This is a genomic window from Ruegeria sp. AM4 (assembly GCF_056540665.1).
On record NZ_JBQFXD010000028.1, the window covers coordinates 1 to 8,998 of the forward strand.

At 51.0% G+C, this 8,998-nt stretch carries 8 protein-coding genes; 5 read left to right on the forward strand and 3 right to left on the reverse strand.

Annotation, left to right across the window (positions count from 1 at the left end; translation table 11 throughout):
* The 3 genes from ACR0JA_RS23465 to ACR0JA_RS23475 form a co-directional block, all read left to right on the forward strand.
* The coding region (locus ACR0JA_RS23465; protein ID WP_480580329.1) for a hypothetical protein at positions 1-244 on the forward strand (244 nt) is incomplete at its 5' end.
* Between the two features lie 38 nt (positions 245-282).
* A complete protein-coding gene (locus ACR0JA_RS23470) occupies positions 283-2,025 on the forward strand; it encodes an adenylate/guanylate cyclase domain-containing protein (protein ID WP_480580332.1) in 1,743 nt (580 codons plus the stop codon).
* A gap of 328 nt (positions 2,026-2,353) precedes the next feature.
* The gene (locus tag ACR0JA_RS23475) at positions 2,354-3,250 is read left to right on the forward strand and encodes a LysR substrate-binding domain-containing protein (protein ID WP_480580335.1); all 897 of its coding nucleotides are present in this window, start codon (positions 2,354-2,356) and stop codon (positions 3,248-3,250) included.
* Positions 3,251-5,227: 1,977 nt separating this feature from the next.
* Here the strand turns inward: ACR0JA_RS23475 and ACR0JA_RS23480 are convergent.
* A complete protein-coding gene (locus tag ACR0JA_RS23480; protein WP_480580338.1) occupies positions 5,228-5,476 on the reverse strand; it encodes a hypothetical protein in 249 nt (82 codons plus the stop codon).
* 384 nt (positions 5,477-5,860) lie between these two features.
* Between ACR0JA_RS23480 and ACR0JA_RS23485 the strand changes: the two genes are divergently transcribed.
* Positions 5,861-6,334, forward strand: a complete 474-nt coding sequence (locus tag ACR0JA_RS23485; protein WP_480580341.1) for a DUF6714 family protein — start codon at positions 5,861-5,863, stop codon at positions 6,332-6,334.
* Between the two features lie 235 nt (positions 6,335-6,569).
* On the opposite strand, the gene ACR0JA_RS23490 is transcribed toward ACR0JA_RS23485, so the two are convergent.
* Positions 6,570-6,848, reverse strand: coding sequence for a DUF4242 domain-containing protein (locus tag ACR0JA_RS23490; protein ID WP_480580344.1), 279 nt, complete (start codon positions 6,846-6,848; stop codon positions 6,570-6,572).
* A gap of 101 nt (positions 6,849-6,949) precedes the next feature.
* Here ACR0JA_RS23490 and ACR0JA_RS23495 point away from each other — a divergent pair, with 101 nt between their 5' ends.
* Positions 6,950-7,933, forward strand: a complete 984-nt coding sequence (locus tag ACR0JA_RS23495; RefSeq protein ID WP_480580347.1) for a LysR substrate-binding domain-containing protein — start codon at positions 6,950-6,952, stop codon at positions 7,931-7,933.
* 302 nt (positions 7,934-8,235) lie between these two features.
* Here the strand turns inward: ACR0JA_RS23495 and ACR0JA_RS23500 are convergent.
* A partial coding sequence (locus ACR0JA_RS23500) for an apurinic/apyrimidinic endonuclease family protein (RefSeq protein WP_480580350.1) occupies positions 8,236-8,998 on the reverse strand: 763 nt, incomplete at its 5' end.

The following is an 8,998-nucleotide window of genomic DNA, read 5'->3' on the forward strand; positions in this document are numbered from 1 at the left end:
CGCGAAAAGTCTGATAAAAAGGCGCTCGCACTCTGTTCGGATGACCACTTTCTGCGTCAGCAAAACATTGTTTTTCAACGGAATCGGCCCAAACCAGATTCTCGGCACACATTTCAAATTCTGCGGTCGCAGCCCGCATTCCGGTCATTCGCTGCGTTTGTGTACGCCGGTGCCGGACGAGCGCTCTCAACGAGCGCAATTCTTCCGATCAATAGATGTGACCATTCAGTTACCGATGGCCTAATACCACGCTGGTCGTTATGCAGAGTAAGGGAGGCAACTTTGGAGCGACAGCTTGCGGCAATTCTGGTCGCCGATATGGTCGGCTATACTCGTCGAATGGAGCGAGACGAAGCCGGCACGCTTGCTGCGTTAACCGCTCACATAGATGGTACAGTTGCACCACTGATCAATCGTCACCACGGGCGGATTGTCAAACTAATGGGTGATGGCCTTTTGGCCAGCTTCACTAGTGCTTCAGACGCGGTTTCTTGCGCCGTTGAATGGCAACAATCACCCTTGGAAGAGCCAGACCCGTTGCTTTTCCGCATTGGCATCAATCTTGGTGACATCCTCAAGCAAGAGGATGATGTCTTTGGCTCCGGTGTTAACCTTGCCTCGCGTTTAGAGCAACTTGCCCCGCCAGGAGGTGTGCTCGTCTCGGACGCTGTCTATCGCGTGGTTGGCAACCGCATTTCGGTCGTGTGGGAGGATGCGGGCACACATACCATCAAGAACATCACTGAGCCTGTTAGGGCCTGGCGCATTGGAGGAGCGGAGCAAGCACAGCCTGACGCGAAGCCAGCAGCTACATCCCGCAAAGCTACCATCGCAGTCTTACCTCTGCTCAGTTTGAGTAACGACCCGGAGCAGGCATTCTTCAGCGATGGCATCGCGGAAGACATTATCACTGGGTTGTCTCGATTTCGTACTCTTCAGGTTGTCTCCAGAAACGCATCTTTCCGTTTCAGAACTCAGGAAACCGATCCGGCAGAGATCGCAGCAGAATTGGGAGCCGATTATCTCGTCGTAGGCAGCGTTCGAAAGGCCGGTAGTCGGGTAAGGATTTCCGTACAGCTCGCGGAAGCCAGCACGGGCTCGCAGCTCTGGTCAGAACGATATGATCGCGAGTTGGAAGACGTCCTGTCCGTTCAGGACGAGGTGGCCCGCAACATCGTTGCGGTCCTTCCGGGACGTGTTCAACACAACGTTGCCGACCGATCATCGCAAAAACCAGCAGATGAGATGAAGGCCTATGAGCTGATGCTTCGAAGCAAAGCTCTTCGAGATGGCCTAAATGCCAGGGATACGGCTAAAGCACGAGCTTTGCTGGAACGGGCCATTGCGCTCGATCCGTCCATCGCTCGGTCTTACATGTACCTCTCAGACACCTATGTTATCGATCTTTGGCTCGGATTGGCAGACTCTGACGCTTCCGATCACATCCTGCATATCGCCCGAAAAGGCGCCGCACTGGACAATCGAGACGTCTACATTCAAGACCAACTGGGTTTTGCTTATCTTTGCGCAGGTCTCTGGGACGAAGCTGATGCACAGTTCGAAAAGACGTTATCGCAGATCGAAAACGAAGCGGAATCCATGGCGTGGTGCGGTTATGCTTTTCTGTTGCTGGGGAGGCACGAAAAGGCGAAAGAGGTCGTATCGGAAGCGATGCGATTAGATCCGTTGCATCCCCCTTCGATCGATTGGATCATGGGGCAGATAGAATTCTTCTGCGGAAACTACGAGGAAGCAATCGGCTTTGTGATGGGAGAGGCACGGCTCAACTCGTTAGCTGCGGCATTCGTGACAGCATCTTACGCGCATCTTGGCCGGCAATCCGAGGCGGCGGCTGCATTGCAGGAATTTATCGCGGAGCGCCATGACGAATTTGGGAGTCGAGGCATCGAAGTGCCCAAAGATAATCTCTCCACTCTTGCGCGTGGTTATGAATCTATGTGGCGGTGTCGAGACGATTTCGAAGTTCTGGCGACCGGTCTGCACAAAGCTGGTTTGCCCATCTGACTCACTTAATCAAAGGTCCGTGTAAGGCGTTATACCAATTGATCTCGGCGTCTGAGAATCCGGAATCTTGCCGTTCAACCCTGCTCATTCTGTTAGGATCATTTCGCTTTGCTAGCAATAATCGGAGCGACTCTTTGACTTTTTCGCACAAGGAGCCCGCACTTTTGACTCCTGAGGCCGGGACTTCACGATGTGATACAAAATCACGAGAATAGGCGTACTTCATGGATCTCTCCTTTAGTAGTCATGCACCTACTTTCTTAAAAATCTTGACATCCCACAAACGCCGTTTCTTGACATCCATTGTTCCAAAAAGTCACAATCGATCATGCCAAGAAACTTACCTCCCCTAAATCCGCTGCGTGCCTTTGAGGCAGCTGGGAGGTTGGGTAGCTTTACCCGTGCAGCGGAGGAATTGAACGTATCGCACTCCGCAATTTCCCGTCACATACGCGGGTTGGAAAAGCGATTGAACGTGCATCTTTTCCGGACGCATAAATCTGGTGTTGCCCTCACCGAACAAGGACAAATCTACTTGGGACAGATCACGCCTGCTCTTGACCAAATTGCCATCGCAACTGACGCTCTGACGTCTGCGCCCGAAGGTGTTGTTACCATGACAACAGAGAGCGCCGTCGCGCAAAAATGGTTGGTGCCACGGCTACCACGACTGAAAGCCGCGCAACCAGAGATAGACTTACGTCTTTCGATCACAACAGAAGTCATGGATATTGAGGCGCACGATTTCGATCTGGGCCTAAGATATCTTCGCACCCACCCAGACGAAGGGTACGACCTGTTGTTCCCATCTCTGGTCAGAGCTTTTGCCGCGCCAAACTTTGCACCAATTATAGGTTCTGAGGCCGACCTTAAAGTTCTGGCCACGGGCCCATTGATCGAAGAGGCAACATTCCGTCTTTGGCCAGAATGGTTCTCGAAATCTGGTTTAAGAGAGGTTCCAACTCTTGATCTGCCTCATCCATTAGGAGCACTACTTTCAATCCAATCGGCAGTGGCGGGCCTGGGTGCGGTTCTGATGGACAAGCACCTTTGTCAAACAGAAATTGAGACAGGTGCGTTGGTGAGCCTTAACGACGTAGAAATTCCCTTTGGAGGATATTACCTCGCCACCAACCAGCGCGCGGGACGGCGGCGAGCCGTCCGTGTTGTTCGAGAGTGGTTGCTGCAGGAGGCGCTATCTCTTGATGAGGTGGCTACTGCTTAATTTTGCTATGCGCAGTAGGAAATCGCTGCCACTCTGACGACGGACACTCGGTCACAGCGTAGGCAAAAGCAACGCAACACCCCCGCCCCGCTCAACCAAAGTTCTTCTGACAAGACCGTCGAAAACGCATCTCAGAGGCCAATTTAGCCGCTTGGGCTGAGCGTGAGCGGCTGATAGCTTTGGCGCGGGAAGTGGAATTTGCGTCAGTTTGAGGCACCACCACCATTCACATGCGTTCTAAATCCCTTTGATGATGAGTGAACGCAATTCGGCACTCGGCGTTCCGCATTTTTCAATGCCTTCATTTATTTCCGACAGGCCAATATCTCTTGCTCAAGTTTGTGATTCTGCCGATTTAGCCAAGTCTTTTGGAAGCAAATCCGGTCTCAGTTGATCATCATAAGAGCTCTCCACGGCCCATGCCGAAATGTCACACACGCCTACAAGTCGGCGGAGAGGGGCTGGAATCGACCCCCTCGCCAGCCCCTCTCTCACTACCGCTTACAAACTCGCGTTTGTGTGGCGGCAGCGTTCCATCTGCTCGTTGGCACCTTCGAGAGCATAGTTTTTGTGTGGCAATGTCTAATATGGCAATGCGCACTCGATCCGGCACTCTAACTCAACAAGCACTTAAAAATTGACACGTTCAGTTCAGACAGTGAGTCGCATATGCGGACAAACTCGCGCTTCGATGTCATTGACTGTCAGAATTCCAGATATACACCGAGACCACGCGCGGTTCTGGCATACCGAAGCGATAGACAACATTTCAGAAACTAGTTGCTCTTATCAGGAATGAAGCGGGCCACCGGAACGGCCCGCCAAATGTTCCATATCCTACTCGTGTTACCGCCCTTCGAACCTATCAAGCGCCGAAGGATAGTTTCTGTCGTTCCGCGACCCCCCATTTGTGCTCTTCGACGAACTTGTTCCGCCTGAGAAACTCCCGGCATTTGTCGTGTCGGCACCGTTGCCCCAGCCGTTGTCACCCTTCTTGGTTTCAGACGGTGGCTCTGGGTCATCAGGTACGTCCTCTGCGTAGACAGGTGCGGAGAAAGCCATGGTTGCGGCTAAAAAACTGATGATCGTAAGTTTGGATTTCGGCATAATATTCCCCCAAAAATAGTTGGATAAACGCATGGCCACAATTGAGGCCAGCAAAACCAATTTACCTGAGCGAGATTGAACCAATTGAGAATGCGTCGTTCACGTGGCGTTAACTTTCTCCAACGCCCCCTAAAGTTGCGGAGCACTAATTCAAAGCCCTATGCAATCGACACCGTTTATTGGGTTTAGCGATTTTAGCTTGGGGATAGTTTCAATTCCGAGTTTTGGACGCCGGTTGATACCGGTGGATATCGGCCCTGATAGTACAGGCGGAAGCAGGTTAGATTGGTTTCTGTCCAAATTTAAGGCTGGCAACAAAGCATCGCGAACCGAAGGATTGTTAACTGAATGTTAACGGCGTGTTTTTCAAGCATTAAACTGGATTGTTGCAACTTGACCCAGTCGCTTGTTCAAAGACACGGCGACATACCTCTGACGTGTTGGGATGAGAGATTGGATGTTAAATTGCTTATTGAACGCCTCAGTTGCTTTGACAGCAATATTCCTTGGTTTCATTTTGGCCGCTACCCTCGCCTGAAAGCTAGTGCACTGCGAATCCGGCCAGAAAAAATCTCAACTGCTAACTCTCAACGTAACGACCGCGGCAAGTCCTGCCCGGTTTAGCTCGGTGGGGCTGGCACTACCCCCCGGCCAGCCCCACCTATCAAACACTGACGTGATTGCGCGAAATAGCCGAGTGGTGCAGCTTGCATCGGCAATAGTCTCGGTCCGACGGCTTTGGAACAAGCTGCTCCAAATGCTCCTAAGTATCCCCTTCGCAGCGACGTCTATGTGTTGTCAAAATATTGCGGCTGACTTTGAAGCGTGATTGTTGGCCATTTGAATATGTACCGCTTGGTATTTGATAATTCAAAAAAACACATCTTCCATAAACCCTGTGAATTCGTACTCTGCGGGCACTTCATTGGGTAAGTCTTCGATACCGAAGGCAGTTGAGCGCAGCGTCTGAAATTTTGCGTCGCTAACTGTGACCTCTGGCGCGTAGCCCTCATCTACACCCCACCTCTCCACGCTTGTAGATGAGATGTACAAGTTTTCTCCAACATATTCCGGATCCGCTTCATCGGTATAGCCGAAAAGAAATTCATCGCTAGACATAACTCATTACCTTTCACTGATAGGCCCTCAGAGAAAACTTGGACCGGTGAAATCACACGTTCGAAACCCAAAATGAACGCAAAATTGTCAATGCAGTAAGGCTGGTTGATTCATGGGCATATGTCAGTGATGCCGGTCACAGGTTTTGTATTTGCCCCTAAAACTGGGCCATTACTTTGGCCGAGAAGGGGGGATATTAGTTCGCTTACCCAGTCATTGTTGTCTGGTCAGGCGAAACCAATTTTACGACGTAAATTGAATTGTCATGGAACTCATGACTGACGTTTTGAAATAGCCTCTGTCCGTTATCCATCGCAATCACTCGAATCCGAATTGTTGCTGATACACTCGATCTCAGGGTTTCAGCCAGTTTAATGTGGCACCATGCCAAAGGTAACGACAACAACCGACGATCTTGCAACACAGATCATTGCTGCATTTGACGGCCTTGATCCACCTGCTGATGATGAACTACTTCACCCCGAATGTCTGGATGACGTGGATATTCTTGAATTCTACGGCGGGGTCAAATGGCATGAGATGACCGATCACATGATCGTATACGGTTACGCTGCCCCCACGGTTTTCAGCCCCAAGGCCTTTCAGTACTACTTGCCTGCGTATCTGATTTGGACTCTGCGAAATTCGGACAGTCCGGAATATGCCAATGAAAGCATCCTACTTGCACTCGACCCCGGCACATCGAAAGAAATGCTGCACGAGTTCAGGAAATCCAAGTTCAACCAACTGACGCCTGCGCAGAACGAGGCCGTGTTGAGATTTTTGTACTATTTCAGTGACCATCCCCAACTTGGTGAGTTTGCGGAAGCCGCACTGGTCAACTACTGGATTGAATAAGGCGTATGGTCACCAGTTCGATGATCTTTACGTATTTGATGTGGCTCTTCGCAGCGCATTTTGTCCTAACTGGCTTCCCGCCATTCGCAGGATTTGCGAAACTAAGGCTGATACAAATTCACCATTGCGCAACCAAATCGCGACCATGATTGGGCTAGCCTACTTTGCTACGAGAAAATCGGCAATTCGCGCGCAGCGACCAACTAGGATTGGTCACCGCCAGTTGCCATGTGCATCAATTGTTCGCGGTAAGCGGGTCGATGATTTGGCGAACCTCGGTTATCTTCCCCACCGGAATTCCCGACAACTCAGAATGCCGCTGAATCTCGGCTTCGCTTTCAGCCAGGTAGATGCAAAATGTCTTGTCTCCGGCAACATAGGAATGTTGCCATTGAATTGACGGGCCGACATCGGCAAGTGCTTTATTTGAAGCACGCGACGCGGCGCAAAGCTCGGTCAACGAAAAATCTCCGATACCAGGAATGTCCCGTTCGATTACAAATCTCTTCAGCATTTCTGTACCTCCGTTTTGCCGTGTGCAGAGATTGTGGCACTTGGACCTCCAAAATCCGAACCAAATTTTCTTTGCTGTACTAAAGAATAACTGGCGTAGTAGTGCAGATATTTGCGCCTTTGAAAGAAAATCTTTATCAAACTCCTATGGCGACGCACCTCAAGTCTCTTCAAGCTATCGAAGTAGCCCTTCGAACCGGCTCGCTGAAAGCAGCCGCCAGCGAATTGGGGATCACCCCAGCTGCTGTCGGTCAGAGGATCCGGGCGCTGGAAAACTACCTTGGAACAGACCTTTTGGTTCGTGGACGGTCAGGTTTGCACCCTACACCCGAACTGGCAGGGGCAGTGACGGATCTTCGTACTGCATTTTCGGCACTTGAACGCGTATCCGCCACACTTGACTTTCAGCGCGTTAGCGAAATTCACATCGTTGGCGACCCGGATTGGTCCGAACTGTGGCTGGCACCTCGGTTACCGAGATTCAGAGAAAACCATCCGAACATTCTCTTTTGCATCAACGGAGCGGGCGACGTTCCGATGCGGTTGGGGGCACCAGACATTCGTGTTGAATATGGCGGATATGAAAAAGGAGAGCCACTTTTCTCGGACTATCTCGTCCCCGTTTGCAGCCCAGACAACTTACGCAGAATAGCCGGTTACGACACCGAGCACGAAATGGAAGGGATGCCGCTTCTTCATTTGGAAGAGCACAGAAGTAAAGAAGACAGGCCAGGATTTCGAGAATGGTTCCAAACTTTCGGAATGCGACGTACTGGCGCTGACCGAGGACCGTATTACAAGCGAGCGGAGATGGCTCTTGAAGCGGTGAGAGAAGATGTAGGCTTTCTCCTTTGCGGCGCTTCTTTGATAGAGAACGATCTGGAAGAAGGGTCCTTGGTGCTTCCCTATCCTGTTGAAAAAGGGCTTTCAGCGCCAAACCCTTTTCGGATTCACCTGCGAGAACAAACGTTGCAGCGTCCCCAATTGCGCCGTTTCGTAGATTGGCTCAAGCGCGAGGCCACCGAAACCCAAGAACGGATTAATGGCTACAAGAACAAAAGTAAGGGTTTACAGATCAACGGTTAACCCCGCTCGTATCCAAATGAACTCGACTCCCGCATCGGGCTCAAAATCTGACCTGGAACGAAATACCTAATCGATAATTCACCTTCAGGTCGGACGAAAGTTCGGCTCATAGGAGACATCCAGCGGCAGGTTGCAGTGCTGCGGTCGCAGCCCGCTTTTTTGGACATTCGCTGCAAATGCAAAATCTCGAAGCCTGCGAATACACAGGATGCGGGACAAACCAGACATCAAACAAACAATGCCAATTGCCTGGTTCTGGGTATTTTTCGTCAATCGCGCCCAGAGGCGTCCCACCAATGCGGTTACACAAAGCTGTTCACGTAATTCTCTAGCATTTCCTGTCGGCCTGATTTCGGATCGGGATTTATCCCATCACGTAAATCTCGGGCGGAAATTTCTTCCAGACTGTTGCCCAACATGGACGCTGCATCTGGTGTATTCCAACCTGAATACCGTTCAGTCAGTGAGTCCTCCAACCCCCCATCTTCAATCATAGCGGCCGCTGCTTTCAAACCGCGCGCGCATATGTCCATTCCACCGATGTGAGCCGCCACCAGATCGACAGCGTTAATCGATTGACGGCGAATTTTGGCGTCGAAATTTGTGCCGCCGGTGGTAAAACCACCAGCTTTCAGGATGTAATAGTAAGCTAGGGCAACTTCCGGTGTATTGTTCGGGAACTGATCTGTATCCCATCCGGATTGGTAGTCGTTGCGGTTCATATCAATCGAACCCAGCATCCCTTCAGCAGCCGCAACCGCAATTTCATGCTCAAAGCTATGCCCGGCAAGGATCGCGTGGCCCTGCTCGAGATTTAGCTTCACTTCGTTCTCCAACCCATACTTCCTGAGAAAACCGATGCAAGTAGCTGCGTCATAGTCGTATTGGTGCTTGGAAGGCTCCTGAGGTTTCGGCTCCACAAGAATGGCGCCTTTGAACCCGATCTTGTGTTTGTACTCTACGACCATGTTCAAAAAACGGCCCATGTGATCCAATTCGGTTTTCAAGTCCGTGTTCAGAAGAGTTTCGTAGCCCTCACGACCACCCCACAGAACATAGTTTTCG

What these genes read in the sequence shown, in the direction of transcription:
- ACR0JA_RS23490 (WP_480580344.1), bottom strand. Translation starts at nt 6,848, where the DNA reads ATGCTGAAGAGATTTGTAATCGAACGGGACATTCCTGGTATCGGAGAT.
- ACR0JA_RS23475 (WP_480580335.1), top strand. Translation starts at nt 2,354, where the DNA reads ATGCCAAGAAACTTACCTCCCCTAAATCCGCTGCGTGCCTTTGAGGCA.
- ACR0JA_RS23480 (WP_480580338.1), bottom strand. Translation starts at nt 5,476, where the DNA reads ATGTCTAGCGATGAATTTCTTTTCGGCTATACCGATGAAGCGGATCCG.
- ACR0JA_RS23485 (WP_480580341.1), top strand. Translation starts at nt 5,861, where the DNA reads ATGCCAAAGGTAACGACAACAACCGACGATCTTGCAACACAGATCATT.